Raw genomic sequence first — 23,912 nt, 5'->3', positions numbered from 1 at the left:
ATGAGCGACGACATCCCAACCCCAGATCAGGCGCCCGGAGCGCCGCATCCGCGTGAGACCGCGCAGCTGTTCGGGCAGGACACGGCCGAGCAAGCGTTTCGTAGCGCCTACAACTCGGACCGGCTGCACCATGGTTGGCTTCTGACCGGCCCGCGCGGGGTCGGTAAGGCCACGCTGGCATGGCGGATCGCGCGATTTCTGCTCGCCACCCCTCCGGCGGATGACGGAGGGCTGTTTGACGCGCCTCCGCCCCCGCAGACTCTAGAGATCGACCCGGACCACCCGGTGTCGCATCGCATATCTGCTGGCGCGGAACCGGGGCTGTCGGCGATCACCCGTTCGTTGAACGATCAGGGGCGTCTCCGGAACGAAATCGTGGTGGATGATATCCGCAAGCTGGGTAAGTTCTTCGGCCTGTCCTCGGCAGATGGCGGGCGACGCGTGGTCATTGTAGACGCGGCTGATGAGATGAATGTCAGTGCTGCGAATGCCCTTCTAAAAATGCTGGAGGAGCCACCGGCGCGCACCACGTTGCTGCTGATCTCGCACCAACCCTCGCGCCTGTTGCCGACCATCCGGTCACGTTGCCGCACCTTGCGTCTCTCACCGCTGGGTCCTGAGGATATGCAGGCCGCTTTGGCGCAGACCGGGGCGGAGGTTCTCAGCCAAACCGATCACCTTGCCGCTCTGGCCGCTGGGTCGGTGGGCGATGCGGTCCGTCTCATCAATCTGGGCGGGCTTGAAATCTATGCCGAGTTGATCGCCATTCTGGGCACCTTGCCACGAATGGACCATCAGCGCGCCCTTAAGCTGGCCGAAGCCGCCGCCCAGCGCGGCGCAGCCGAACGTTTCGAGCTGTTGCTGACCCTGATCGACGTGGCACTATCTCGTCTGGCAATGACCGGCGCGACAGGCATAGCCCCCTTACCGGAAGCCGCCCCCAACGAGGCGGAAACTCTGACCCGGCTTTCGGCCTCACCTCATCAGGCCCGCAACTGGGCCGAGGTGGCGGCAACGATCACCGCCCGAGCACGTCATGGTCAGGCGGTGAACCTTGACCCTGCCGCGTTGGTCCTAGATACGATGTTCAAGATAAAAGAAACCTCCGGTCAGAGCAGATGAGCAACATCCCCCAGATCACCGATAGCCATTGCCATCTGGATTTCCCCGATTTCGAAGGGCAACTGGACCAGATCATCACCAATGCAGCCGAGGCCGGTGTGACCCGCATGGTCACTATCTGCACCCGCCTGCGCAATGAACCCAGCGTGCGCGCCATCGCCGAGGCTCATGCACCGATCTTCTATGCCGCCGGCACCCACCCGATGAGCGCGGCGGACGAGCCGATGGCCATGGTCGATGAACTGGTCGCATTGGCGCAGCACCCCAAATTCGTGGGCATCGGCGAGACCGGGTTGGACTATCACTACACCGCCGACAGCGCCGAGGTGCAAAAGCAATCCCTACGCATTCATATTGAGGCGGCCCAACGCACCGGCCTGCCTCTGATCATCCACGCCCGCGCAGCCGATGACGATATGGCGCGCATTCTCACTGAGGAATACCGCAACGCGCCCTATTCCTGCGTGATGCACTGTTTTTCATCCTCGGCCGAGTTGGCAAAAGCTGCCCTTGACCTTGGGTTCTACCTGTCTATGTCCGGAATTGCCACTTTCCCAAAAAGTCAGGAGCTACGCGATATCTTCGCTATCGCCCCGGTAGACCGCATTCTGGTCGAAACCGACGCCCCTTATCTTGCCCCGCCCCCATACCGCGGCAAACGCAATGAGCCAGCCTATTCCGCTCACACTGCCCGCAAAGGGGCCGAGGTATTCGGCATGGACTACGCAGATTTCGCCGCACAGACACAGGTAAACTTTGACCGCCTGTTCTCAAAAGCGGCACAGTATAAGGCTGCCGCATGACACAGCTGCGCTGCACCATTCTAGGCTGCGGGTCCTCGGGCGGCGTGCCGCGCCTTGGTGGCCATTGGGGCGATTGCGATCCCGATAATCCAAGAAATATCCGCCGTCGCTGCTCGATGCTGGTCGAAAGAGACGGGCCAGAAGGCACGACCTCGGTCCTGATCGACACCTCGCCGGATATGCGCAGCCAGCTTCTGGATACCGGAACCGGGCGGCTCGACGGGGTGGTGTATACTCATTCTCACGCCGATCATGTGCACGGCCTTGATGATCTGAGAATGATCGTCTTCAACATGAAGACCCGTGTGCCGGTCTGGGCGGATGGCGACACCCAGAATGCCCTGCTCGGACGGTTCGGATATGCGTTCATCCAGCCCGAGGGCTCTCCGTACCCACCGATTCTGGAGCTGAAATCTATTGACGGCCCTTTCGAGATCGACGGTCCCGGAGGTCCGATCCCCCTGCGCCCGTTCCGCGTGAACCATGGTTCAATCGACTCGCTGGGGTTTCGGATGGGCAATCTCGCCTATCTGCCAGACGTCGCCGAAATCTATGACGATGCATGGACCGAGATGGAAGGGCTGGATTGTCTGGTCATCGACGCCCTGCGCCGCGCGCCGCATCCTACCCATGCGCATCTGGAAAAAACCCTGGGGTGGATTGAGAAACTGCAGCCCAAACGCGCCGTCCTGACCAATATGCATATCGACCTGGACTATGCGACGGTCGAGGCCGAAACCGCCGATCACATCACCCCCGCCTATGACGGGATGGTGATCGAGCAAGCGCTGTAAGGCCCTGCCGTTTGCGGCACACATATCGCCAGAACCGGGGGCGATATGCTTCAAAGCCTGATTGACGTTATCCTGCCGGTCTTTCTGGTGATTGGCGCAGGCTATGCTGCGACCCGTTCGGGCTATTTCAAAGAGGTGCATGTCGACGGGTTGATGCGCTTCACGCAGGGCTTTGCTATTCCCTGCCTTCTGTTTCTTGCCATCGCCCATCTGGATCTCAGTGCCAGTTTCGACCCTCGGCTTCTGGTCAGTTTCTATTCAGCAGCCGCACTTTGTTTTACTGCGGGACTGTTCGGGGCACGGCTGATCTTTGGCCGTGATTGGGAAGACTGCGTCGCCATCGGCTTTTGCTGCCTGTTTTCGAACTCGGTCCTTCTGGGCCTTCCCATTACCGAACGCGCTTATGGCCCAGAAAGCCTGACCGGCAACTACGCGATCATCGCCTTCCACTCGCCCTTCTGTTACGGCGTCGGGATCACGGTGATGGAGATCGTGCGCAATCGTGGCCATGGCGGCACAAAAATGGTGCGCTCGGTTCTGTCTGCGATGTTCAAGAATGCTCTGATCCTGGGCATCGCGCTGGGCTTTGTCGTCAATTTATCCGGGTTGGTCATTCCACAAGTGGTGGATGAGGCGCTGGAACTCGTAACCCGCGCCGCCCTGCCCGGCGCGTTGTTCGCGCTGGGCGGCGTGCTCGTGAAATACAAACCCGAAGGAGATCTTCGCACGATCGCCTATGTTTGCGGGATTTCTCTGATGTTGCACCCAAGCCTCGTGTGGCTGTTCGGAACAACCACAGGGCTGCCGCAGGACTTGTTCCGCTCTGGAGTGTTGAACGCAGCGATGGCACCAGGTTTCAACGCCTATATTTTCGCCAACATGTACGGGCGCGCCAAACGAGTAGCGGCCTCGTCGGTCCTGATCGGAACCGCAAGCTCGATCCTAACCGTCTGGCTTTGGCTGACACTTTTGGGCTAACACCCGCCTTGACATAGAGAACCGGCGACACACTTACCGCTCAGGAACAGGAGCCCGGAATGCCGCACGCCATCATCGTTGCCCATGGTCAGCCCTCAGATCCGGAACCAGCTGAGGCATCGCTGGCCCAGTTCGCCGCTGAGGTGAATACCCTCGCGGCCGATGTGTCGGTCCATTCTGCAACGCTGGCAAATCCCGGCGTGCTCGAAGAAGTGATGGACAGCCTGCCCCACGACACCGTGATTTACCCCTTGTTCATGGCGAAAGGCTGGTTTGTGACCAGCGCCTTGCCCAAACGCATCGGGGATCGCAACTTGCGAATTCTGGACCCGTTGGGCACCGACCCAATGCTTCCCGATCTTGTCAGCGACGCGTTGAAATCGGCCCTGAGGGCAAAAGACTGGAACGCCGCTGCTTCCGATCTGATCATCGCCGCGCACGGCTCAGGCCGCAGTAGAAACCCATCGGCCGTCGTGAATGACTTTGCCGAGCAGTTGTCGCAAAGAATGACACTCCGCTCGATCCGCGTCGGATTTGTCGAAGAACCTCCGTCGATTTCCGATGCTGCCAATGGAGTGTCAGAACAGTCGCTTTGCTTGCCCTTCTTCGCCTGTCGCGGAGGACACGTGCTGGAAGATGTCCCGGAAGAGCTGGACAAGGCGCATTTCCCAGGCATCGTTCTGCCAGTGATCGGCGAATTGCCCCCGATACAGCGCCAAATCGCCGACACTCTTCAAACGGCGTTTTCCACGGCCTGATCTCAGGATTGCGCCTTGAGCAGCGTGGAATAGAGCCGGTGACAGGATCGACCCTCTCGCTTGGCTTGATACAGCGCGAGGTCCGAGGCCTGCAGAACATCTTCGGCCCTCGGATTGTCAAAATGCGTGGACAAGGCCGTGCCGATACTTGCGGAGATACGGCAATCCTTGTCCTGAAACCTCATCGGTTGGTTCAGTCTTTCGATCAACCGGTCTGCGATAGTTGAAAGCCGGTCGGTATTGGACAGGCCTTGGAAGATAATGACGAACTCATCCCCACCGATTCGCGCCACCGTGTCATCGTCTCGGGTTTCTTCGATCATGATACGGGCGGCCTGCTGCAAGACAAAATCCCCTGCAGCATGTCCCAGCCGATCATTCACGGACTTGAAGTAGTCCAGATCAAGTTGCATTACCGCAAACGGCGCGTTCGACGCGGTCATCTGCCCTAGAAGGCTGTCCATTGCGCGCCGGTTTTTAACTCCGGTCAGGGTGTCGGTATAAGCCTGCTCCTCTGCCGCGAGCATTGCGCCCTGCAGCCTGAGATTCAGCGACCGAGACGCATCCATCGCGGCCGATTTCGCCTCAACCAGATAGAGCAGCTCGATCGCCAGATCAGTGCCGGAAAAATCAGCGCTTGTCAGGGCATAGTCGCGCACCGCGTCGAGGATCGAGATACCAAAGGACAGATTGATAACCGCCCCTTCCCCGCCCGGCAGCGGTGCGACCAGCCCCTTGAGGGCTGTGCGCGGTTCATCATGAAACCTCAGGTGTAGGTTCGCCCCGGCCATCGCCATAAGTGCCGGTATCGTTGTCACCGTGCGGGGACGAACCATCTCAAAAAAATCCAGGAAACTTTTCCCATCCATTACGCAGTCCGGGCGTAACTTTTGCAATGTCGGACCGACGCGTAGGATGCGACCATCCTGGTCAACCAGCAGAAACATTGGACACAGGGTTTTAAGCAACTCTGCCAGATCATCCATCCGCGTCATGCGCCCCGCGCCCCCAAATCGAATTGCCGCCCCTCAGCAAATGCGCTTTCGACAAGCAGGATCGAAATCACCTCGGCCTCGCCCTGCTGACCTTCATGCGACAACATCACCAAAGCGCCGTAATCATCTGCCATCGCACGCAAAACACCGACCATTGCGCTGGCATATCCGGGCAGTCCGGGCCCGCAGGTAAGCTGGAATTCAGTCTGCGAAAGCTCTTGTAATTCAAGGGCTGGAAGAGACAGGTCGGACACGGCCAGTCGGACCCGATCCGCCAGATCATCAAGGGAATGGAGGAATTCGACATAGGTCACACCGCCAAACCGCAACAGGCGGCGCAGCCCTTCGGTATTGGGATGTGAGACCAGATAGGTTCCTACGTCTTCAAGAATCTCGGGTCGCGGCCGGGTGAGTTCTGCACTGAGCGCATCCAACAGAGAGGCCGTGATCGCGTCATCGTAGGTCAACATGGCCTCAAACTCGGAAAACCCCAATCCGGCCAAATCTGTTGCGCGCTGCCAGCACGGCCGCCCGTAGGTTGCGCATACAAACGACTGTATCGCCCGATTGATCAGACCATGCATCAGATGCCTCAGATTGGTTGCACCCGTACTGTGGCCTGACAATCCTTAACAAATAGCCAAGAACCGCTGCTGATCAGCGGAAAGACCTCTTAGTATCATAGCGATATCAAAAATCCGTCGGTGCCCCGCCTTCGGCTTTACGGCGGGTGACGAACTCGGCCAACTCCTCGCGAATACCCTCGTCCAGAGCCGGGGCCTCAAAGCTTCCGATGATCTCTTTGAACATGTGATGCGCGCGCTCAGCCGTCCAAATACCGCCCGCGATTTCCCATCCTTCGTAATTCTTCCAGTCGCTCAGAAACGGTTGATAGAAGGCGGTCGTGTAGCGGTCCTGAGTGTGCTGAATGCCAAAGAAATGCCCGTCATTCCCGACCGCGCGGATCGCGTCCAGAGCGATCTCATCCGGGCCGGTCGCGGTGAGATCAGGGTTCATATAACGTTGAATTTGCTGAAGGATTTCACAATCCATGATGAACTTTTCAGGACTTGCAATCAACCCGCCCTCAAGCCATCCCGCAGCGTGATAGACCATGTTGGTCCCCGATTGCACCGACGCCCAGAGCGAGTTTGACGTCTCCCACACCGACTGCCCATCTGGCACATTCGCCGCACAGACGCCCGACGATCGCATCGGCAGACCATAGAAGCGCGCCATCTGGCCGGTCATCTGAGTGGCCCGCATATACTCAGGCGTCCCAAAAGCCGGGGCCCCGGATTTCATATCCACGTTCGAGGTAAAGGTTCCAATCACGCAGGGAATCCCCGGGCGCACATATTGGAACAGAGCGATAGCACAGAGCGCTTCGGCCAGAGATTGCGCCACAGCGCCAGCGATGGTGACAGGGGCCATCGCTCCGGCCAAGGTAAACGGCGTGACAACGATCGCCTGACCGCGCCGTGCCAGACGCAGGCAACCATCAATCATCGGGTGGTCGTGCTTCAGCGGTGAGGTCGAGTTGATGTTAGTGTACATCCGCGGCGTGGCCTCGAAATCTTCATGACTCAGCCCGCCCGCGATGCGGACCATCTCCATCACATCCTCGACCCGCTCTTTACCCAGCGAGTAGGCGTGCATCGCCTTATCCGTCAGGGTCAGCTTGTCATAAAGCACATCCAGATGGCGGATGCTGGCGTGAATATCGACCGGCTCAACCGGGTAGCCGCCGGCAAAATGGATGCAGTTGAAATACTGTGTCAGCTTCAGCAGGTTACGGCACATCTCGCGGTTGCCGGGAACTTTGGTTCCGATCTCCATATCCCAGTAATTCGGAGGGGAGGAGACGTTGCCAAACAGGATGTTCCGCCCACCAATCTCGATCGTCCGGTCGGGATTGCGCGGCGTGATCGCGAAACGGCTCGGGGCTTTTGCCACCATCTCCATCACGAAATCGCGACCCATCCGTACGTTGTCACCGTTTATCGTACAGCCCGCCTCACGCAGGATGCCGATCGCTTCTTCGTTATAGAACTCGACCCCGATCTCTTCGAGAATTCGCATGGCACCATCGTGGATTGCCTCGATCCCGCCCTGATCCAGAGGCTCGGTCGGTGCATCAATATTGACCGGAGGGTTCCACGGCATCTGATCAATAGCCGCACTTCCCCTGCGCTCGGCAGCGCCAGCGCGCCCTCCGCTACGACGTCTGCGCGATTTGGTTCCGGCCATGTTCGTCTCCCTGCCAGTTGCCTGCTTTCAAGCAAGCCCGGGAAAGGGGTGTCAGGCCGTTCCATCTGCGACAGATTTTGTCGTTTACAAGCTTTGAACCGCCGGAAACGGGTACTTCAAATCTAGTTATCCGCCAACCAAGCCGGGATATGACCAATATCGGGCAAGACCGCATCCGCCATCGGCGCAAGAACGTCGGCGTTGGCGAGACCGGTGAGGACTCCGATCGTGGTCATCCCAGCCGCCCGCCCGGCCTGCAGGTCGTGCAGGCTATCGCCGACCATGGCGATGCGATCCGGCTTTACGCCGATATGCGCGGCGAAGGCCAGCAATTGGCCGGGGCCGGGTTTGAACCCATGACCACTGTCATATCCGGCAATAAAGTCGAAATGGTCTTTGACGCCCACCGACTCCAGATGCTGAAGCGCCGGGTGCTCGCTGTCATTTGTGGCGACTCCAAGCTTGAGGCCGGCCTGTTTCAACGCATCCAGGAACGGCCCCAAAGGCACCGCCTGAGCTTGCGGCGCGGCTGCGGCCTCGGCATTCATCAACTCGATCAAGGCGTCACGCGGCATGCCATCGACATGCGGCAACAGGGCTTCTGCGATTTCCTCAACGGTTCCCGCAATCACGACGCTATCAGGAGAATAGGTCTCGGTCTCAAGGTCGAAGCCGATGATCCGACCCAGCTCCGCCGCACGGTCCGAGTCGTTCTCGGCCAAGCGCAACAACATGGTCCGTCCGAATGTGCCCCAGGTGTTGGCGAAGTCAAACAGCGTGCCGTCCTTGTCGAACACGATCGCATCTATTGGCATGAAAAGCTCCTGCAGAGTCAGGTCCAGTGAACGTGGGAACCACCCGATAACACCGCTTGTGCCTGAGCGGGTTCGTCATACGGCACCGCCGCCGCGTCACAAAATGCCATGATCCACGAATCGTCAAGCATTAGGAAATCCAGAACCGAGGCCATAAACTCGGGCTCGCCTGCCCTGTCGCGCAGATCATTCGCTGCGGCGCCGGTCGAGCCCAGGAAAATGGGCAAAAGCTCCTCATTCCCGACCAGCCATCCGAGGGCATTCAGGGCAAGAGTTTGGGCGGAATCTTCGGAAATCGACATAAACTGGCCTCAGTCCCTTGTCTTGGAAAGGGTTTGTTAACCAGACTCATAAACACTTTGTTCACGCATGCAATCAATGGTGAGCAACTATGTCCGTGCAGGGAACCATCCTTGTTTTAGACGGGGTATCTACAAACCGCATCATGCTGAAGGTTCAGCTGACGGCGGCGTGGTACCACGTGGTGCAAGGTGAGAAATTGGAAGGCCTCGCCGCGCTCTTGCGGCGTGTGCGGCCTGATCTCGTACTGACCGCGCAAACGCTGCCCGACGGCACGGCAGCAGATGTCAAAAGCCTGATTGCGAAAAATCCGGCGTTGGGCGACGTGCCCGTCGTGGCCCTGACCGCCCAGAATGACAAACAGGCGAGGCTGCGAGCTTTAGCAGATGGTCTGGATGATGTTTTGACCCACCCGTTCAAGGATACACTGCTGCTCGCCCGTATCCGTAGCCTATTGCGCGCACGAGCTGACACGCAGGACCTGCAATTCCGCGAGAGCCCCCAGTCTCTCGGCCTGGCCGAGCCGGAGACCCCGCACGTTGCAGCCCCCAAACGGGCCCGCGTTGCGGTTCTTGCACAAAAGCCGCGCAACGGCGCGCTTTGGCAAAAAGCCCTTTCCGGGCAGTCCCGCTACGCTTTGAACTCGCACCACCAATCAGACCTTCAGGCCTTGCTCTCAGGCCCGATCCCGGATGCAATCGTGGTCGAGCTGGATGCAGACCGGTCCGTGCTGAACATCCTGGCCGACCTCAGATCACGCGGAGCTACACGTCATACGGTTCTGATCGGGGTGCTGATCGACAACAACGCCACCCGCGCGTCCGAAGCGCTGGACCGGGGGGCAGATGCCGTCTGTCTCGGCGGGTTCTGCGCTGACGAGATCGTCTTGCGGTTGGACAACCAGATTGCCCGCAAAAGCCGGATGGACCAGATGCGAGACTCGCTGAAGAAGGGGATCGCCGAGTCGTGGATCGACCCTCTGACCGGGTTGCAGAACCGCCGCTATGCCATGCGCGCCATCCAACAGATTGCGCAGCAATCGGCACAGACTGGGAGGGGTTTTGCCCTGATGCTGGCCGATCTGGATCATTTCAAGGCGATCAATGACGAATACGGTCACGCCAGTGGTGATTGCGTGCTGACTCAAGCGGCGGCACGGATGCAACAGGTCGTCGGTAAGGCAGGATTCGTCGCGCGCATCGGCGGAGAGGAATTCATGATCGCCGTTCCCAATATCTCGCGCGCCAAGGCGCTGACGATGGCAAGCACCCTGTGCGAGGCGATCTGTGCAGTACCTTTTCGCCTGCCCGATCAACGCACACCGATTTCCGCAACCATAAGTGTGGGCCTGAAAATGTCTGCGCCGACCTACCTTTCACAAGAAGAGGCCGAACCCGTTGAGCAGTTGATCAAATCCGCAGACAAAGCGCTCTACGCGGCCAAACAGGCCGGACGCAACCAAGTGCAGATCAGGCAAAGCGCTGCCTGATCGCTTCAGTGCTTTTTCTTGTGACCGCGCGGACCGCGTTTGACGACTTCTTCCAGACGGGTCGCATAGGTCTGACGCTCCTCGTCGTTCATCTGCGTAACCAGAACCAACCATTTTTCTTGCAGTGCGGCCTGCAAGTCCGCGGTCGCTTGCGCCTGCTGCTGCAGCAATAGCGTGACAGTTTCGGGATCAAATGGAACAGCCCGCAACGCCTCGGTCACAACCATGAAGTCCTCCGAGCGCCCCTTGGCCCCTTTGCCGTGCAGGCCGGATAGCTCTCCCCTCAGGGATTTGCGGTCCTCTTTCGGCAAGGCCCGGTACAATGCGGGCCCAAAGCCCGGTGGTGCCTTGGCGTGATCGCTATTCTTCAGCCGCAATACGCTGCCGACCGCGACCCCTATGACCAACAGGTTGATCGCCAGAGAGAGGGTCAGAACGATCGGCATCCAACGGCGTTTCGGTTTTGGAACAGTGTTCATTCCGTACTCTCCAGAAAACTGGTGTCAAATCCAAGGTCGGCCGCCAGAACGCTGCCATCCGTCGCGCCGAACAGGCCGACCGTATCCGGCAAAACGGCAGGCGCAAAAAACCCTATGAAAATCCCGGTGACGCTGGCAGCCGCCAAGCCGCTAAAGCCCTGCCATCCACCGATATTGTCCAGAAGGCGTAGCCACAGAGACCGTTCAGAGCGTGTGTGTTTCGTCACCCGCCCTAGCCGAATTGTTTCGGCATCTGTCTGGATACGCACGGCAAGATCATCCGGCAGGCCAGGTCGGTCCTTGCGCGCCTGAGCAAACAGGTTTTCCAGTTCCATGTCGTCATCTGCCATCGTCATACCCCAGTTCTTCCCGCCGTCCTGCCAATATGGCCGACAAAGCCCGCTTTCCACGCGCGGTCAAGCTTTCGACCGCTTCTACCGATAGGCCCATGACCCCGGCAATCTCGGGGTTGGACAGTTCCTCAATATGCCTCAACACGACGGCTTGTCGCTGTCGGTCGGGCAATTGCGCAAGCGCGACCTGCAATGCGTCATGGCGCGCCGTATCCTGCATTTTCTCAACCACGCTGGCGGCGTTGTCGGGCGGCTCAGCCTCTTCGGGCAGCTGCTCGGGTGTCTTTTTGCGCTTGCGGTCCAGACACAGGTTCAGCGTCACCCGATAGAGCCAGGTCGACACTTTGGCCGTGCCCGGCACCCATTTGGGGGCCATCTGCCACAGTCGCATCATGGCATCCTGCGTCACATCCTCGGCCTCTGCCTGATTGCCCAGCATGCGCAGAGAAACCGAATAGCAACGCGGGCCCAGCCGGTCCGTCAGGATCCGCGCGGCCCCAGCGTCGCCATCGGCAAACATCCTCAGCAACCTATCGTCACCAAGGTCGTGCGCGGGGGCCCCACCCCCCCCGCCCGGTTTAGGGTGGGGGGTGATATAGAACAAACAAACTAAAAAATAGTAAGCGCCGCATCCCCAAACCACCCTAACAAACCATCCCCCACCCTGGGGGGCGCGGGGCCCCCCCCCCCCGCGCACGTCTTGAGGGTGGGAGGTCAGATCCTCCATCCTGCATCAGCTATCGTCAGCGTCCGATTTCTGGCGCTTCTTGTGATGCTTGCCCATCTTGTCTTTTGCATCGGCAAATTCCTGTTCCGAGATACCGCCGCTGCTATCCGCGTCGATCCGATCAAACATCTTGTCAGCCCGGCGCGGTTTGGGCAACTCATCGGTGCTGAGAACCCCATCGCCATTCGCGTCATGTTTCTCGAACATCTTGGTCACGCGATCATTGGCCTTCTGCTGGGCCGCAGCCTGCATCTCCTCGACGCTCAACTGTCCATCGCCGTTAGTATCAGCCTTTGTGAAGCGCTGCGCGCGATGGGCCTGCATCTCTTCTTTCGTGATCTGACCATCCGCATTGGCGTCCAGTTCCTGAAACGAGACAGGCTCACGATCCTTTGGGCCTGCTGCCAGGGCCGACGTACCTGTGATCGCCACTGCCGACAGAACGATTGCCGGGATGAATTTCGAGTTCTTCATATCGGTTTCCCCATATTGGCGCGACCTGATTGCCGCTGCTCATATCCATTCAAACGCGGCACCAGCGGGTTTCCGTCGAAAAAAGTTTAGCGAAGGATCAGCAGGTCACGAACGCTTGCCCTACCCAAGCGATGCAAAGCGACGCACCCCCCTTTTCTATTACGGCAAACAGGCCCATTATCCGCCAAAGATAGATGCGCGAGTTACATTATCATGGATCAAACGATCACCCCCGCAGTGGAAGAAGAGCGCGAAACATGGCCAGCTTTGGTCAAAGGCTTTCGTTGCAAATGCCCGAGATGTGGCGAAGGCAAGCTGTTGCACAGCTACCTCAAGGTTAACGACAGCTGCTCAAATTGCGGTCAAGAGCTGTTTCACCACCGCGCAGATGACGGCCCCGCCTATCTGACGATTCTGCTGGTCGGGCACTTGCTGGCGCCTGCTTTGCATGTGTCATACGTGCATTGGCGTCCGGATCCGTGGACCATGGCCATCGGATTTTCCATCGGCTGCATAGCGCTGTCGCTGTTCCTGCTGCCCCGCCTGAAAGGGGCTGTCGTGGCTTATCAATGGGCTCGGCGCATGCATGGGTTCGAGAAAGCCGCGTGACCGTCGACAAGACCGCCATCCGCAACGCCGCCACGGTCATCGTATTGCGGGACCGTTTTACCGCGCCTTCGATCCTGATGGGGCAACGCGGGGCCAAAGCGGCGTTCATGCCGAACAAATTCGTGTTTCCCGGCGGCGCGGTCGACCTCGAGGATGCGAGCATCCCACTGGCCGCCCCGCTGCCCCAACTCTGCTATGATCGCTTGGCCGAGCAGGCCGAGGCTGACCTGCAACAGGCGCTTGCCGTCGCAGCAATTCGAGAGTTGTGGGAGGAAACCGGGATGGTCCTTGGCCAACCCGGTGAATGGGACGGCGACGCTCCGGCCGATTGGGCCAGCTTTGCAGCTTTGGGCTACAAACCCTCGGCCGACGCGCTGCAATTCGTGTTCCGGGCCGTTACCCCTCCGGGTCGGCCCAGACGGTTTGATGCCCGGTTCTTTCTGGTCGATGCACAGGCAATTCACGGCGATCTGGACGATTTCAGCCGCGCCTCGGATGAGCTGTCGCACCTGCAATGGGTCAAACTGGACGAAGTCCGCAACTTCGACCTGCCCTTCATCACCGAGGTCGTGCTGGCCGAGATCACGGCCCGGGTCACTGACCCGAACCCGCCATCCTCTGTCCCGTTCTTTCTGAACAATGATGAGGCCAGCCTGTTCCAAAGGCTCAGGGGCTACCCCATGCCCGAGGTTGACTGACCCCAACCTTATTTCATGCGGCTGATCACAACCGTGACTTCGGGCTTTTTACCGATCTCTGCCTTAGCCGTCTGACGCACGATCCGACGCATGGCCTCTTCCAGCTTGTCATCGTCGCACAGGGTTTTGGCCTCAGCCCGCATCAGGAACTGGTTCAGGTCTTCCTCAAGCACCTCAACAAGCGCCGCGCGAGAGGTTCCGATCTCCGGCAGGCCCATCGCATCGCACCATGGCTCACCCAGAGGCTCGTCCTCTTCATCCAGAATGACGGTCACAGTCACGTGGCCGTTCAGCGCCATGCGGATACGGTCGCGCACAACCCCGTCCAACGCTCCGACCTTGACCGTGCCATCCAGATAGGTCCGCCCGGTCTCAACGTAGTCGACAACCTTGGGCGCATTGCCCGTCAGATCCAGCATGGTGCCGTTAACGGCTAGAACACCCGTGCGTCCACCAGCCTCAGCCAGCTTGGCATGTTCGCGCAGGTGGCGGTGTTCGCCATGCATCGGGATCACCATCTGCGGGTCGATCAACCCATGGACTTTCTCAAGATCCGGCCGGTTGGCATGGCCCGAAACGTGATATAGGCCCGAGCTGTCATCCACCACATCCACGCCCTTTTCGCTGAGCTGGTTGATGATGAAAATCACGCCGCGCTCGTTGCCGGGAATGGTTTTCGAGGAGAACAGGAACAGGTCGCCCTCTTTCAACTCGATGCCACGGTATTTACCACGAGCCAGCTGCGCGCTGGCGGCGCGGCGCTCGCCCTGGCTACCGGTTACAATCAGCATCAGGTTCTGACGCGGAAGCTCTACGGCCTCTTCGGCGCTGATCACTTTGGGGAAATCCGACAGGATGCCGGTTTCCGTTGCGGCCTCGATCATCCGGCGCATGGCCCGGCCCAACAGCACGACCGAACGCCCGGCCCGCTGGCCAGCCTCGGCCAAGGTCTTCACCCGCGCGACGTTCGAGGCGAATGTAGTCGCCACAACCATACACTCGGCACTTTCAACCAGCTTGGTGATCTCAGGACCGACCTCGGACTCTGAGCGTCCGGGGTGGCTTGAGAACACATTTGTGCTGTCACAGACCAGAGCCTTGACGCCGGATTTGGCGACATCGGCCCAGAGATCGGGATCAAACGGTTCGCCCACCACCGGGTTTGTGTCCAGCTTGAAGTCCCCCGAATGCACGATCCGCCCTTCAGGCGTGTCGATCACCAGCGCTGCGCTTTCGGGGATCGAGTGCGATACCGGCAGGAAGCCAACTGTGAAAGGCCCTGCTGAGACCTGCTGAGGCCAAGCCGAGGCAGTGAGCACAGCATCTTCAGGGTGGCCGTGTTCTTCCATCTTCCGACGGGCGATATTGGCGGTGAAAGCGCGCGCATAGATCGGCGCACCCAGCGCCTCATAACAATGCGCAACGGCGCCCACGTGGTCTTCGTGCGCGTGGGTGACAAAAACCGCTTCTAGCCGGTCGGCTCGTTCCTGTAGCCATGAGATATCGGCATGGATCAGGTCCACACCCGGCGTGGTGTCCATGTCAGGGAAGGTTACACCCAGATCGACGAGGATCAGACGTTCCTTGCCCGGCGCGCCGTAGCCGTACACATAGGCGTTCATGCCGATTTCACCGGCCCCGCCCAATGGCAGGTAGATCAGTCTTTCGCTGCTCATGTTGAGCCATTTTCCTTGTTGTAGCGATGGATCACGGTCAGCCCGTGCATCGTCAGATCATCTTCGATTGCGTCGAACCCCACGTCGGCCTGATCGAACAAGGGTGCGAGCCCTCCGGTTCCAACGACTTTCATCGGCATTCCGTATTCGGTCTTGATGCGGGCGATCAGCCCCTCAATCAGACCGGAATAGCCCCAATACACGCCCGATTGGATACAGCCAACCGTATTCGTACCAATCACCTTTTCCGGGCGGGTGATGTCGATATGTGGCAGGGCGGCGGCCCCTTGGTGCAGGGCCTCAAGGCTCAGGTTCACGCCCGGCGCGATGATGCCTCCGACATAGGCCCCATCTGAGGAGACCACGTCAAAGTTTGTCGCCGTCCCAAAATCGACAACCACAACGTCTCCGCCATGTCGGTCAAACGCCCCCACCGCATTGGCGAGGCGATCAGGACCCGGTACCGTGCCTTCATCAATGCGTGGGGCTACCGGCAGCAGGCAGTCCGGTTTGCCCACAACCAGCGGACGGCAGCCAAAAAACCGATCCGCAAAGATGCGTAGGTTGAACACTACGCGCGGCACGGTCGAGGCGATGATCACGTCCGTTATGTCAGCCTCGATCCCGTAGTGTTTCACCAGCGTGGAATACCAGGTGAAATAGGCATCCGCCGTGCGCGAGTGATGGGTCGAGGTGCGCAGGGTACACAGGAAACTCTCACCATCCCAGATCGAGAAAACGGTATTTGTATTGCCGCAGTCGATGGCCAGAAGCATCTGAGCCCCCTTCAGAAAAACACGTCCGCCGCAGGAATGCTCACACGGCCTTTGGCGGTGTTTAGGACAAGGTTGCCCCCCGCGTCCACCGTTTCGAAGGTACCAACCGTTTCCGACGTAGCGGTACGGGCGGTAATGACCTCACCCAACCGCGCTGCGCGGGCCAACCATGCGGTGCGGATCGGTTCAAAACCGTAAGTGACGAACTGGGTTTCATACCCGGCATAGGCAACGGCGAGTTCGGTCAGAAAATCCTCGGGCGTGACATTCGCGCCTGTTTCCGACAGCAAGGAGACCGGACGAACGGCACCCGGCTCAACGGCATCCGCGCCGGGCGCTTCGGTCAGATTGACACCGATCCCAATCGACAGATGAGACACTCCGCGCCCCTGCCCTGTGCTCTCCAGAAGAATACCCGCAAGCTTGCCGCCGTTCAGCAACACATCATTGGGCCATTTCAAAGACAAACCTGAGGCTCTGCCCGTCACGGCCACACAGGCATCGAACAAGGCCAAAGCCGCTACGAAGCTGCGCAGAGCCGCACTCTCCGGATCACCTTGAGGGCGCATCAGAAGGGTCGAGGCCAAATTGCCCTTGGGATTGGCCCAAGCCCGCCCTCGCCTGCCGCGCGCTGCTGTCTGATGATGCGCCATGATCCACACGGGGCCTTGCGCCGTGGGTGCAAGACGCGCGGCTTCGTTCAGCGTGCTGTCCACCTCTTGCAAGATGTGCAAGCCGTACCCGCCGGGCCAGCTACTCATGTCAGCAAGGCCCGCTTACGCGGTTGCGCAGCTGCATTGTGTTGGCGGCTTTCATCAGTTGACAAGCGTGGCTGCGGCAGCTGCTGCTGCACCTTCGACACCGAACTGGTAGAACACGCCGATCAACATCAAAGCCGCCGATCCCATCAAGGCCACCCACAATACAGGGTTTGAGTGCGTTTCGATGGGTTCTTCGTTTTCGGCACCGAAATACATGTAGAAGACGATCCGCAGGTAGTAGAACGCACCGATGACCGAGGCGATGGCCGACACGATCACCAACCCGGTTAAACCGGCGCTGACACCCGCCTGCCAAACGCCGAACTTGGCAAAGAACCCGAGCATGGGCGGCACACCCGCCAGGCTGAACATCAGGATCAGAACGGCCAGAGCCTTGCCCGGATCGCGCTTGGAATACTGGCGCAAAGCGTCGATGTCGGTAACGGGTTTGCCGTCCCGCTCCATCATCAGGATGAAGGCGAAGGTGCCGATATTCATCGTCACGTAGATCGCCAGATACATCAGCATAGCTTTCACGCCCAGCTCAGTTCCTGCCGCCAGACCGATCAGCGCATAACCCATATGGGCAATCGAGGAAAACGCCATCAGACGTTTGATGTCACGCTGGCCAATGGCGGCAACCGCGCCGAGCAGCATGGACAGAACCGACAGCAACACGACCACCTGCTGCCAATCCTTAACGATGCCTCCAAACGCATCGTGCAGAAGCCGTGCAAACAACGCCATAGCAGCCACTTTAGGAGCGGTCGCAAAGAAGGCTGTGATCGGGGTCGGAGACCCTTCGTACACATCCGGGGTCCACATGTGAAACGGCACGGCCGAGACCTTGAAGGCCAGACCTGAGATCAGGAAGATAAGACCAAAGAGCAGACCGATCGAGACGTCTCCGGCCTGAACGGTGGCGATGATGCCCGAGAACAGCGTGGTTCCGGTGAACCCGTAAACCAACGACGCGCCATAGAGCAGCAGGCCCGAGCTGAGCGCACCCAGAACGAAGTATTTCAGACCGGCCTCAGTAGATCTCGCACTGTCCCGGCGCAGCGCCGCCACGACATAGAGGGCCAAAGATTGAAGCTCCAACCCCATGTAAAGCGACATCAGATCGCCCGCGCTGACCATCATCATCATCCCGACCGCAGCCAATGCGACCAGCACAGGGTATTCAAACCGAAGCAGGTTGCGGCGGGCCATGTAGTCCTGGCTCATGACCAGAACGGCAGCGGCGGAAAGCAGGATGGCAACCTTGGAAAACCGCGCAAAGCCGTCATCCACGAACATACCATTGAACGCCACATTGGTCCCGTCGCCGTTGCTTGATATCCAAATCGCCAGAAGCGCCATCAGACCTGCCGTGGACCAGACCAACGCCGGGGCCAGCTCGTCCTTCTTGGTGTAAACGGCCCCGATCAGAGCAGCCATCGCATATACGGCCAGAACGATCTCTGGCAGGATTATCGTCAGATCAGCCTGGATCATGTCTCCAAAGCTCCCTTAATGCGAAGCGGCCGTCTGGGTCGCAGCTTCAGCCGCGGCCAGAGCCGTGTCATAGTTCGAAATCAGTGCAGCCGTCGAGTTGCCGATCACATCGGTCACCAGCGACGGGTAGACGCCCAGCAGGATAGTCATCAAGATGAGCGGCGCAAAGATCAGCCGCTCACGCGAGCTCATGTCGGTCATCGCTTTGAGGCTTTCCTTGATCAGATCGCCGAACACAACCCGACGGTAGAGCCAAAGCGCGTACCCGGCCGAGAAGATCACGCCGGTCGCGGCCACTGCGGTTACCCATGTGTTGACCTGGAATGCGCCCATCAGGGTCAGGAACTCGCCGATGAAGCCCGAGGTGCCTGGCAGGCCGACATTGGCCATGGTGAACAGCATGAAGACCAACGCATAGGCGGGCATCCGGATTACCAGACCTCCGTATGCGTCGATATCGCGGGTGTGCATCCGGTCGTAGATCACGCCGACGCACAAGAACAGCGCGGCCGAGATAAACCCGTGGCTGAGCATCTGGAAGATCGCGCCATCAATACCCTGCTGGTTCGCCGCGAAAATCCCCATAGTCACAAAGCCCATATGCGCGACCGAGGAATAGGCGATCAGCTTCTTCATATCCTCCTGCACCAGCGCCACGAGCGAGGTGTAGACAACGGCGATGGCTGACATCCACAGAACCAGATCGGTCATCACCGCCGAGCCAACCGGGAACATCGGCAGGCTGAAGCGTAGGAAGCCATAGCCGCCCATTTTCAACAGGATCGCCGCCAGCACGACCGAACCCGCCGTCGGGGCCTGCACGTGCGCGTCCGGCAACCAGGTATGCACCGGCCACATCGGCATTTTCACCGCGAAGGATGCAAAGAAGGCCAGGAACATCAGTGTCTGCATCCCGCCGACCACATAAATGCCCATCACGCTGAAGCTTTCAGACGAGAACTGATGGCTCATCAGCGCCTCGATATCGGTGGTGCCCGCATCCGCGTACATCGCAACCATCGCCACCAGCATCAGCACCGAGCCGAGGAAGGTATACAGGAAGAACTTGAAGCTGGCGTAAATGCGATCCTTGCCGCCCCAAATGCCGATGATCAGGAACATCGGGATCAGACCCGCCTCGAAGAACAGGTAGAACAGCACCAGATCCAGTGCCATGAACACGCCCAGCATCAGCGTTTCCAGCAGCAGGAAGGCGATCATGTATTCCTTGACCCGTTCGGTCACGTTCCAGCTGGCCAGAATGGTCAGGGGCATGATGAAGGTGGTCAGCAATACGAACAGAACGCTGATGCCATCCACGCCCATCTTGTATTTCAGACCCATCAGCCACTCACCCTCTTCCACCATCTGGAAGCCAGTGTTCGAAGGATCAAAGCCCGTGTAGATGCCAATCGACACGAGGAAGGTAACAGTGGTCGCCAACAGCGCCACCCATTTGGCATTCCGCTGTGCCGCCGCATCATTTCCATGCAGGAACAGCGCCAGAATACCCGCAGCAATGGCCGGGATAAAGGTGACGATCGAGAGGATATTGTCCATTACTGTGCCCCTCCGCCGATCGACATCCAGGTCACAAGGGCCGCAATGCCCAGCACCATCCAGAAGGCGTAGGTAAAGATGTACCCGGTCTGCGCCTTACCTGCGAGGCGGGTGAAGAAGGGAACAACGCCCATTGCTACTCCGTTCAGGAAGCCATCAATTGTGTTGCCATCGCCCCGCTTCCACAGAAGGCGGCCAAGGGCCAGAGTGGGTTTGACAAAGATCGCGTCATAAATCTCGTCAAAGTACCATTTGTTCAGCAGGAACAGGTACAGTGGACGCTGGTTTGCAGCCAGACGCGCGGGCAGCGACGTATTCACGATGTAGAACCAGTAGGCCACGACAAACCCAAGCAGCATAGCCACGAAGGGCGAGACCTTGACCCATTTCGGGACGGCATGGGCGTCATCCAGCACGGTATTGTCCGGTGCGATATACAAAGCGCCCTCACCCGGTTCGCCCGCGAACACGTAGTGATGATCTCCGTGGGCGTCTTTCTTGCCATGTGTCTCATCCGCATGGTCATCCCCGTGCGCCTCATCCGAGTGGGCATCGGCATGATCGTCACCGTGATGCTCTTCGGCGGTACCATCGGCGACATGCTCGGCATGGGTCGCATCGTCATGACCTTCACCATGCGCCGAGGCCTCGGCCACCGGGATCCCGTAGAACTTCCCGACCTTGTCCGTGTGACCGAAGAAGTTGCTGTACCAGATCATCCCCGCAAAAACCGCGCCCAGTGACAAAACACCCAGAGGTATCAGCATCACCTTCGGGCTTTCATGGGCGTGATCATGCGTATGCTTGTCACCGCGCGGTGTGCCGTAGAAGGTCAGGAAAATCAGACGCCAGCTGTAGAACGAGGTGAAAACAGCCGCGATAACCAGCATCCAGAAGGCATAGCCCGTGCCGCCTGCAAAGGCGCTTTCAATGATCGCGTCCTTTGACAGGAACCCGGCAAAGCCGAAGGTGGTCAGCGGGATACCAACACCCGTGATGGCCAGCGTTCCGATCATCATTGCCCAGAACGTATAGGGGATCTTCTTCCGCAGCCCGCCATATTCGGTCATTTCCTGCTCGTGATGCATCGCATGGATCACCGAACCAGCCCCGAGGAACAAAAGCGCCTTGAAGAATGCATGCGTCAGCAGGTGGAACATCGCCGCCGAGTACATGCCGACACCCGCGGCCACGAACATGTAGCCCAACTGCGAACAGGTCGAATAGGCGATGACACGCTTGATGTCGGTCTGAACCAATCCCACGGTCGCCGCAAAAAACGCGGTCGAGGCCCCAAGGAAGGTGATGAACCCGGTCGCACCCGGCGCGAACTCCATCAGCGGCGACATGCGGCAGACAAGGAACACACCCGCCGTTACCATCGTCGCGGCGTGAATCAGGGCCGACACAGGGGTCGGGCCTTCCATCGCGTCAGGCAACCACGTGTGCAGGATCAACTGCGCCGATTTACCCATCGCGCCTATGAACAGAAGGACACATATCACCTCAACCGCGTTCCACTCACCCCAGAGGAAGCTGAGTTGCATTTCCGACAAGTCAGAAGCCGAAGCAAAGATATCCGAGAAGTTGATGCTGTCAGTCAGGAAGAAGATCGCGAAAATCCCCAGCGCAAAGCCGAAATCGCCAACCCGGTTGACGATAAACGCCTTCATTGCCGCCGCATTGGCGCTGGATTTGCGATAATAGAATCCGATCAACAAGTAGGACGCGACACCCACGCCTTCCCAGCCGAAGAACATTTGCACGAGGTTGTCGGCTGTCACCAGCATCAGCATCGCAAAGGTGAAGAAGGAGAGGTAGGCAAAGAAGCGCGGCTTATAGCTTTCGCCCTCGCGCCATTGCGGGTCGTGATCCATGTAGCCGAAGGAATAGAGGTGCACGAGCGCCGAGACGGTTGTCACCACGATCAGCATAATCGCGGTCAGGCGGTCCAAACGAATGGCCCAGCTTGTCGACAGCGAGCCGCTCTCGATCCAGCGAAGGATCTCGATCTGTTGGGTCTGACCATCGAAAGCCAGGAACACGATCCACGACAGCAGACAGGCCAGAAACAACAGGCCCGTCGCGGTCCACATGGCGGCTTTCTCACCGATGAACCGCCAGCCGAACCCGCAGATCAGAGCGCCCACGAGCGGGGCAAAGAGGATGGTGGTTTCCATAGTTCTCTTAGCCCTTCATCATATTGACGTCTTCAACCGCGATGGTGCCACGGTTGCGGAAGAAGCAGACCAGAATGGCCAGACCAATCGCCGCCTCCGCCGCCGCAACGGTCAGCACGAACAGCGTGAACACCTGCCCGACCAGATCGCCGAGGAAGCTCGAAAACGCCACAAGGTTGATATTCACCGCCAGCAGCATCAACTCGATGCTCATCAGCAGGATGATGACATTCTTGCGGTTCAGGAAGAGACCGAAGATGCCGATGACGAACAGCGTCGCCGCGACCGTAAGATAGTGTTCAAGTCCGATCATCTTCTTAAAGTCCCTGCCCCGGTTTCACGTCCTTCAACTCCATCGCCTTGGCCGGGTCGCGCATCATCTGGCCGACGATGTCCTGACGCTTGATGTCCTGACGGTGGCGCAAAGTCAGCACGATGGCGCCGATCATCGCCACCAGCAGGATCAAGCCCGCCAGTTGGAACAGAAGGAAGTATTGATCGTAAAGGATGACACCCAGCGCTTCGGTGTTGTGGCGGTCGCTCGGAACCGGTTGCGCCAGATTGGCTTCAACGCCTTGCGCGCTGTCCCACGCTCCGAACGCCATGACAAACTGCATCAGGATGACCAGACCGATCAGCAGGGCCAGCGGCATATAGCGCGCCATCTCGGCCTTGAGTTCGGCAAAGTCCACGTCCAGCATCATAACCACGAACAGGAACAGCACCGCGACCGCGCCCACGTAGACGATGATCAGCAGCATCGCCACGAACTCAGCCCCTAACAGCACGAACAGCCCAGCCGAGGACAAGAAGGACAGGATCAGCCACAGCACCGAGTGCACCGGCTGACGGCTGATCACAGTGAACAGCCCGCCGGTGATGGCACTGATGGCAAACAGATAGAAGGCAAAGACGGTCATTGATCCTCATCCTCGTTATCGCCCATCACCTCTTGCGCCAGATCCAGCGCGCGGGTCATGGCCGGGATGCCGGCAAAGACCGACATCTGACCGATCGTTTCCACGATCTCTTGTTTCTTGGCGCCCGCTTCCAAAGCATGGCGCACAGTCTGGCGTACCGCCGAGTCCGCCTGCGCACCCTGACAGGTCAGCCCGGCCAGCGTCAGCAGCAGGCGCGTCTTGGCATCCAGCCCGTCCTTATTGACGGTATTGCCGAACATCATCTCCATGACCTCTTTCGGCATGGTCGGCCACAGCGCCTCAAACCCTTTGGGCGAGAAATTCTCCATCGCCGGGTTCATCGCCTTGGCCATGTCCTGAGCTTGCTTCATCATCAGCTCAAACGGATTTGTCGGCGTGTCACTCATCTGTACGGCGCGTCCATTTCGAGGTTACGAGCAATCTCAGCTTCCCAGCGTTCGCCGTTATCCAGCAGTTTTTCCTTGTCGTAGAACAGCTCTTCGCGGGTCTCAGTCGCGAATTCGAAATTCGGGCCTTCGACAATGGCATCGACCGGGCAAGCCTCTTGGCAGAAACCGCAATAGATGCATTTGGTCATGTCGATGTCGTAGCGCGTGGTGCGACGGCTGCCGTCCTCGCGCGGTTCGGCGTCAATGGTTATGGCTTGCGCCGGGCAAATCGCCTCGCACAGTTTGCAGGCGATGCAGCGTTCTTCACCGTTCGGGTAGCGGCGCAGCGCGTGCTCACCCCGGAAACGCGGGCTGAGAGGACCCTTTTCGTGCGGATAGTTCACGGTGGCCTTGGGCGCGAAGAAGTATTTCAGCCCCAGCTTCATGCCGACCCAGAAGTCTTGCAGCAGGAAGTACTTGGCAGCGCGGGTGTAGTCGATTTGAGTCAT

General features: G+C 59.1%; 27 protein-coding genes. 8 read left to right on the top strand and 19 right to left on the bottom strand.

What is annotated here, in order from left to right; genetic code table 11:
- From ACP15L_RS16640 to ACP15L_RS16620, 5 genes are read left to right on the top strand one after another with little or no spacing between them, the layout of a single operon-like run.
- Entirely contained in the window at positions 1-1,122 is a 1,122-nt protein-coding gene (locus ACP15L_RS16640; RefSeq protein ID WP_425085041.1) for a DNA polymerase III subunit delta', read from the top strand.
- Positions 1,119-1,925: a TatD family hydrolase gene (locus tag ACP15L_RS16635; protein WP_425085040.1), complete on the top strand. Its 807-nt coding sequence runs from the start codon at positions 1,119-1,121 to the stop codon at positions 1,923-1,925. Before ACP15L_RS16640 ends, ACP15L_RS16635 begins: the two co-directional genes overlap by 4 nt.
- Positions 1,922-2,719: an MBL fold metallo-hydrolase gene (locus ACP15L_RS16630; protein WP_170691986.1), complete on the top strand. Its 798-nt coding sequence runs from the start codon at positions 1,922-1,924 to the stop codon at positions 2,717-2,719. The genes ACP15L_RS16635 and ACP15L_RS16630 overlap by 4 nt, the downstream gene beginning before the upstream one ends.
- Before the next feature lie 45 nt (positions 2,720-2,764).
- The gene (locus ACP15L_RS16625) at positions 2,765-3,697 is read left to right on the top strand and encodes an AEC family transporter (RefSeq protein ID WP_425085039.1); all 933 of its coding nucleotides are present in this window, start codon (positions 2,765-2,767) and stop codon (positions 3,695-3,697) included.
- Between the two features lie 59 nt (positions 3,698-3,756).
- Positions 3,757-4,455, top strand: coding sequence for a CbiX/SirB N-terminal domain-containing protein (locus tag ACP15L_RS16620; RefSeq protein WP_425085038.1), 699 nt, complete (start codon positions 3,757-3,759; stop codon positions 4,453-4,455).
- Positions 4,456-4,457: 2 nt separating this feature from the next.
- Here the strand turns inward: ACP15L_RS16620 and ACP15L_RS16615 are convergent, their stop codons facing one another.
- From ACP15L_RS16615 to ACP15L_RS16595, 5 genes are all read right to left on the bottom strand, one after another.
- Positions 4,458-5,450 (bottom strand): diguanylate cyclase domain-containing protein, encoded by a 993-nt coding sequence (locus ACP15L_RS16615; RefSeq protein ID WP_425085037.1) that lies wholly within the window; start codon positions 5,448-5,450, stop codon positions 4,458-4,460.
- Positions 5,447-6,034: a heme NO-binding domain-containing protein gene (locus ACP15L_RS16610; RefSeq protein ID WP_425085036.1), complete on the bottom strand. Its 588-nt coding sequence runs from the start codon at positions 6,032-6,034 to the stop codon at positions 5,447-5,449. Before ACP15L_RS16610 ends, ACP15L_RS16615 begins: the two co-directional genes overlap by 4 nt.
- A gap of 106 nt (positions 6,035-6,140) precedes the next feature.
- Positions 6,141-7,700: a trimethylamine methyltransferase family protein gene (locus ACP15L_RS16605; protein ID WP_425085035.1), complete on the bottom strand. Its 1,560-nt coding sequence runs from the start codon at positions 7,698-7,700 to the stop codon at positions 6,141-6,143.
- Between the two features lie 122 nt (positions 7,701-7,822).
- Entirely contained in the window at positions 7,823-8,515 is a 693-nt protein-coding gene (locus ACP15L_RS16600) for an HAD family hydrolase (protein WP_425085034.1), read from the bottom strand.
- Between the two features lie 17 nt (positions 8,516-8,532).
- Positions 8,533-8,817 (bottom strand): DUF3572 domain-containing protein, encoded by a 285-nt coding sequence (locus ACP15L_RS16595; protein WP_425085033.1) that lies wholly within the window; start codon positions 8,815-8,817, stop codon positions 8,533-8,535.
- Between the two features lie 89 nt (positions 8,818-8,906).
- On the opposite strand from ACP15L_RS16595, the gene ACP15L_RS16590 reads away from it, so the two are divergent.
- Complete coding sequence (locus ACP15L_RS16590) at positions 8,907-10,304, top strand: diguanylate cyclase (protein ID WP_425085032.1); 1,398 nt, start codon at positions 8,907-8,909, stop codon at positions 10,302-10,304.
- A 5-nt stretch (positions 10,305-10,309) separates the two neighbouring features.
- Here the strand turns inward: ACP15L_RS16590 and ACP15L_RS16585 are convergent, their stop codons facing one another.
- The 4 genes from ACP15L_RS16585 to ACP15L_RS16570 form a co-directional block, all read right to left on the bottom strand.
- A complete protein-coding gene (locus ACP15L_RS16585; RefSeq protein ID WP_425085031.1) occupies positions 10,310-10,783 on the bottom strand; it encodes a periplasmic heavy metal sensor in 474 nt (157 codons plus the stop codon).
- Complete coding sequence (locus tag ACP15L_RS16580; RefSeq protein ID WP_425085030.1) at positions 10,780-11,133, bottom strand: hypothetical protein; 354 nt, start codon at positions 11,131-11,133, stop codon at positions 10,780-10,782. Before ACP15L_RS16580 ends, ACP15L_RS16585 begins: the two co-directional genes overlap by 4 nt.
- Entirely contained in the window at positions 11,123-11,656 is a 534-nt protein-coding gene (locus tag ACP15L_RS16575; RefSeq protein WP_425085029.1) for an RNA polymerase sigma factor, read from the bottom strand. Before ACP15L_RS16575 ends, ACP15L_RS16580 begins: the two co-directional genes overlap by 11 nt.
- 213 nt (positions 11,657-11,869) lie before the next feature.
- Positions 11,870-12,337 carry an EF-hand domain-containing protein gene (locus tag ACP15L_RS16570; RefSeq protein ID WP_170467857.1) on the bottom strand — a complete coding sequence of 156 codons (468 nt, stop codon included), beginning with the start codon at positions 12,335-12,337 and terminating at the stop codon, positions 11,870-11,872.
- Between the two features lie 213 nt (positions 12,338-12,550).
- Between ACP15L_RS16570 and ACP15L_RS16565 the strand changes: the two genes are divergently transcribed.
- Positions 12,551-12,946 (top strand): DUF983 domain-containing protein, encoded by a 396-nt coding sequence (locus ACP15L_RS16565; RefSeq protein ID WP_170642986.1) that lies wholly within the window; start codon positions 12,551-12,553, stop codon positions 12,944-12,946.
- Positions 12,943-13,644, top strand: a complete 702-nt coding sequence (locus ACP15L_RS16560; protein ID WP_425085028.1) for an NUDIX hydrolase — start codon at positions 12,943-12,945, stop codon at positions 13,642-13,644. Before ACP15L_RS16565 ends, ACP15L_RS16560 begins: the two co-directional genes overlap by 4 nt.
- An 8-nt stretch (positions 13,645-13,652) precedes the next feature.
- Here ACP15L_RS16560 and ACP15L_RS16555 read toward each other — a convergent pair whose 3' ends face one another.
- From ACP15L_RS16555 to nuoI, 10 genes are read right to left on the bottom strand one after another with little or no spacing between them, the layout of a single operon-like run.
- The gene (locus ACP15L_RS16555; RefSeq protein WP_425085027.1) at positions 13,653-15,320 is read right to left on the bottom strand and encodes a ribonuclease J; all 1,668 of its coding nucleotides are present in this window, start codon (positions 15,318-15,320) and stop codon (positions 13,653-13,655) included.
- Positions 15,317-16,096: a type III pantothenate kinase gene (locus ACP15L_RS16550; RefSeq protein ID WP_425085026.1), complete on the bottom strand. Its 780-nt coding sequence runs from the start codon at positions 16,094-16,096 to the stop codon at positions 15,317-15,319. The genes ACP15L_RS16555 and ACP15L_RS16550 overlap by 4 nt, the downstream gene beginning before the upstream one ends.
- Positions 16,097-16,107: 11 nt before the next feature.
- The gene (locus ACP15L_RS16545) at positions 16,108-16,857 is read right to left on the bottom strand and encodes a biotin--[acetyl-CoA-carboxylase] ligase (RefSeq protein ID WP_170375157.1); all 750 of its coding nucleotides are present in this window, start codon (positions 16,855-16,857) and stop codon (positions 16,108-16,110) included.
- 54 nt (positions 16,858-16,911) lie between these two features.
- Positions 16,912-18,354: an NADH-quinone oxidoreductase subunit NuoN gene (gene nuoN / locus ACP15L_RS16540; RefSeq protein ID WP_170375155.1), complete on the bottom strand. Its 1,443-nt coding sequence runs from the start codon at positions 18,352-18,354 to the stop codon at positions 16,912-16,914.
- Between the two features lie 15 nt (positions 18,355-18,369).
- The gene (locus tag ACP15L_RS16535) at positions 18,370-19,914 is read right to left on the bottom strand and encodes an NADH-quinone oxidoreductase subunit M (RefSeq protein WP_425085025.1); all 1,545 of its coding nucleotides are present in this window, start codon (positions 19,912-19,914) and stop codon (positions 18,370-18,372) included.
- Positions 19,914-22,094 carry an NADH-quinone oxidoreductase subunit L gene (nuoL, locus tag ACP15L_RS16530; RefSeq protein ID WP_425085024.1) on the bottom strand — a complete coding sequence of 727 codons (2,181 nt, stop codon included), beginning with the start codon at positions 22,092-22,094 and terminating at the stop codon, positions 19,914-19,916. Before nuoL ends, ACP15L_RS16535 begins: the two co-directional genes overlap by 1 nt.
- A gap of 7 nt (positions 22,095-22,101) precedes the next feature.
- A complete protein-coding gene (gene nuoK / locus ACP15L_RS16525; RefSeq protein WP_005984024.1) occupies positions 22,102-22,407 on the bottom strand; it encodes an NADH-quinone oxidoreductase subunit NuoK in 306 nt (101 codons plus the stop codon).
- Positions 22,408-22,411: 4 nt separating this feature from the next.
- Positions 22,412-23,014, bottom strand: coding sequence for an NADH-quinone oxidoreductase subunit J (locus ACP15L_RS16520; protein WP_425085023.1), 603 nt, complete (start codon positions 23,012-23,014; stop codon positions 22,412-22,414).
- Positions 23,011-23,421, bottom strand: a complete 411-nt coding sequence (locus ACP15L_RS16515; protein ID WP_170400322.1) for a carboxymuconolactone decarboxylase family protein — start codon at positions 23,419-23,421, stop codon at positions 23,011-23,013. The genes ACP15L_RS16520 and ACP15L_RS16515 overlap by 4 nt, the downstream gene beginning before the upstream one ends.
- Entirely contained in the window at positions 23,418-23,912 is a 495-nt protein-coding gene (nuoI, locus tag ACP15L_RS16510; protein ID WP_039524264.1) for an NADH-quinone oxidoreductase subunit NuoI, read from the bottom strand. The genes ACP15L_RS16515 and nuoI overlap by 4 nt, the downstream gene beginning before the upstream one ends.

The organism is Ruegeria profundi, assembly GCF_049800715.1.
GTDB lineage: Bacteria > Pseudomonadota > Alphaproteobacteria > Rhodobacterales > Rhodobacteraceae > Ruegeria > Ruegeria profundi_A.
The sequence above is the reverse complement of the archived record's forward strand: the minus strand, read 5'-3'. Positions and strand labels throughout refer to the sequence as shown.

What these genes read in the sequence shown, in the direction of transcription:
- ACP15L_RS16640 (WP_425085041.1), top strand. Translation starts at nt 1, where the DNA reads ATGAGCGACGACATCCCAACCCCAGATCAGGCGCCCGGAGCGCCGCAT.
- ACP15L_RS16635 (WP_425085040.1), top strand. Translation starts at nt 1,119, where the DNA reads ATGAGCAACATCCCCCAGATCACCGATAGCCATTGCCATCTGGATTTC.
- ACP15L_RS16630 (WP_170691986.1), top strand. Translation starts at nt 1,922, where the DNA reads ATGACACAGCTGCGCTGCACCATTCTAGGCTGCGGGTCCTCGGGCGGC.
- ACP15L_RS16625 (WP_425085039.1), top strand. Translation starts at nt 2,765, where the DNA reads ATGCTTCAAAGCCTGATTGACGTTATCCTGCCGGTCTTTCTGGTGATT.
- ACP15L_RS16620 (WP_425085038.1), top strand. Translation starts at nt 3,757, where the DNA reads ATGCCGCACGCCATCATCGTTGCCCATGGTCAGCCCTCAGATCCGGAA.
- ACP15L_RS16615 (WP_425085037.1), bottom strand. Translation starts at nt 5,450, where the DNA reads ATGACGCGGATGGATGATCTGGCAGAGTTGCTTAAAACCCTGTGTCCA.
- ACP15L_RS16610 (WP_425085036.1), bottom strand. Translation starts at nt 6,034, where the DNA reads ATGCATGGTCTGATCAATCGGGCGATACAGTCGTTTGTATGCGCAACC.
- ACP15L_RS16605 (WP_425085035.1), bottom strand. Translation starts at nt 7,700, where the DNA reads ATGGCCGGAACCAAATCGCGCAGACGTCGTAGCGGAGGGCGCGCTGGC.
- ACP15L_RS16600 (WP_425085034.1), bottom strand. Translation starts at nt 8,515, where the DNA reads ATGCCAATAGATGCGATCGTGTTCGACAAGGACGGCACGCTGTTTGAC.
- ACP15L_RS16595 (WP_425085033.1), bottom strand. Translation starts at nt 8,817, where the DNA reads ATGTCGATTTCCGAAGATTCCGCCCAAACTCTTGCCCTGAATGCCCTC.
- ACP15L_RS16590 (WP_425085032.1), top strand. Translation starts at nt 8,907, where the DNA reads ATGTCCGTGCAGGGAACCATCCTTGTTTTAGACGGGGTATCTACAAAC.
- ACP15L_RS16585 (WP_425085031.1), bottom strand. Translation starts at nt 10,783, where the DNA reads ATGAACACTGTTCCAAAACCGAAACGCCGTTGGATGCCGATCGTTCTG.
- ACP15L_RS16580 (WP_425085030.1), bottom strand. Translation starts at nt 11,133, where the DNA reads ATGGCAGATGACGACATGGAACTGGAAAACCTGTTTGCTCAGGCGCGC.
- ACP15L_RS16575 (WP_425085029.1), bottom strand. Translation starts at nt 11,656, where the DNA reads ATGTTTGCCGATGGCGACGCTGGGGCCGCGCGGATCCTGACGGACCGG.
- ACP15L_RS16570 (WP_170467857.1), bottom strand. Translation starts at nt 12,337, where the DNA reads ATGAAGAACTCGAAATTCATCCCGGCAATCGTTCTGTCGGCAGTGGCG.
- ACP15L_RS16565 (WP_170642986.1), top strand. Translation starts at nt 12,551, where the DNA reads ATGGATCAAACGATCACCCCCGCAGTGGAAGAAGAGCGCGAAACATGG.
- ACP15L_RS16555 (WP_425085027.1), bottom strand. Translation starts at nt 15,320, where the DNA reads ATGAGCAGCGAAAGACTGATCTACCTGCCATTGGGCGGGGCCGGTGAA.
- ACP15L_RS16550 (WP_425085026.1), bottom strand. Translation starts at nt 16,096, where the DNA reads ATGCTTCTGGCCATCGACTGCGGCAATACAAATACCGTTTTCTCGATC.
- ACP15L_RS16545 (WP_170375157.1), bottom strand. Translation starts at nt 16,857, where the DNA reads ATGAGTAGCTGGCCCGGCGGGTACGGCTTGCACATCTTGCAAGAGGTG.
- nuoN (WP_170375155.1), bottom strand. Translation starts at nt 18,354, where the DNA reads ATGATCCAGGCTGATCTGACGATAATCCTGCCAGAGATCGTTCTGGCC.
- ACP15L_RS16535 (WP_425085025.1), bottom strand. Translation starts at nt 19,914, where the DNA reads ATGGACAATATCCTCTCGATCGTCACCTTTATCCCGGCCATTGCTGCG.
- nuoL (WP_425085024.1), bottom strand. Translation starts at nt 22,094, where the DNA reads ATGGAAACCACCATCCTCTTTGCCCCGCTCGTGGGCGCTCTGATCTGC.
- nuoK (WP_005984024.1), bottom strand. Translation starts at nt 22,407, where the DNA reads ATGATCGGACTTGAACACTATCTTACGGTCGCGGCGACGCTGTTCGTC.
- ACP15L_RS16520 (WP_425085023.1), bottom strand. Translation starts at nt 23,014, where the DNA reads ATGACCGTCTTTGCCTTCTATCTGTTTGCCATCAGTGCCATCACCGGC.
- ACP15L_RS16515 (WP_170400322.1), bottom strand. Translation starts at nt 23,421, where the DNA reads ATGAGTGACACGCCGACAAATCCGTTTGAGCTGATGATGAAGCAAGCT.
- nuoI (WP_039524264.1), bottom strand. Translation starts at nt 23,912, where the DNA reads ATGACTCAAATCGACTACACCCGCGCTGCCAAGTACTTCCTGCTGCAA.